At 62.9% G+C, this 928-nt stretch carries 1 protein-coding gene; it reads left to right on the top strand.

What is annotated here, in order from left to right; all coding sequences use genetic code 11:
* Positions 1 to 140: 140 nt before the first annotated feature.
* Positions 141 to 928, top strand: a 788-nt coding sequence (locus ABGB18_RS49350; protein ID WP_347702663.1) for a transposase family protein, incomplete at its 3' end; no start/stop codon positions are given.

The raw sequence follows: 928 nt of genomic DNA, 5'->3' as shown, positions 1-928 counted from the left end.
TGAAGTTTTCTCAGCAGGCAAACCGGGTGATAGCGATCGGATGACCATGGATGTGGAGGTGTCGTCGATCGCCTGACAAGAGCATGGAGCCCTCGATAGAAGCGGATGTGCGACCATCCGTGCTCACTCAAGGACTCCATGTGACTCCCTATCGTGCCATCCTCGACGTCCCCAGGGAGACCGTTTCGTACGTCTCGAAGCTGCTGCGTGCGGAGCGGAAACGGAAAGGCACCCGCAAGGGCACTCGGGCGCTCACCTGCTGGTGGGAGGCTGTTTTCGGGCTGGTGTGGATGCGTAACGGCGGCGATATCCGCCAGCTCGGCCTCGGGTTCGGCATCTCCCAGGCCACCGCCTACCGATACCGGGACGAAGTCATTGATGTCCTGGCAGAACAGGCACCCGAGCTCGCCACCTCGCTGGAGCGGGCCAAGACCGAAGGAGCCTCGCATCTGATCATGGACGGCACCCTGGCCAGCATCGACCGCGTCGCCGGAACCAAGCTCAACAAGAAGGGCAAGGAGATCGACGCCTGGTATTCGGGCAAGGCCCACGCCTTCACCGCCAACCTTCAAGCGATCTTCCTGCCAGACGGTTTCCCGATATGGATATCCGACCCGCTTCCAGGGTCGACCCACGACATCATCGCAGCCCGAGAACAGGTTCTCGCCACTATCCGGCCGTATCTGAAGGACCTGCCACTGCTGGCCGACTCGGGCTACGAGGGCGCTGGCCTCGGCGTATACGTGCCAGTCAAGCGGCCCGCCGGCGGAGGCGAGCTCGATGTGGATACCCGTACCAGAAACGCCCTTCTGCGCGGCCTTCGTTGTCTCGGCGAACGTGGCTTCGCGCTCCTGGAGCAGCGCTGGCGCACCCTTCAGCATTTGACGCTCAGCCCCTCACGAATTGGCGATGTGGCCCGAGCAGCGCT

Source organism: Nonomuraea sp. B12E4 (assembly GCF_039871825.1).
Taxonomy (GTDB): domain Bacteria; phylum Actinomycetota; class Actinomycetes; order Streptosporangiales; family Streptosporangiaceae; genus Nonomuraea.
The sequence above is the reverse complement of the archived record's forward strand: the minus strand, read 5'-3'. Positions and strand labels throughout refer to the sequence as shown.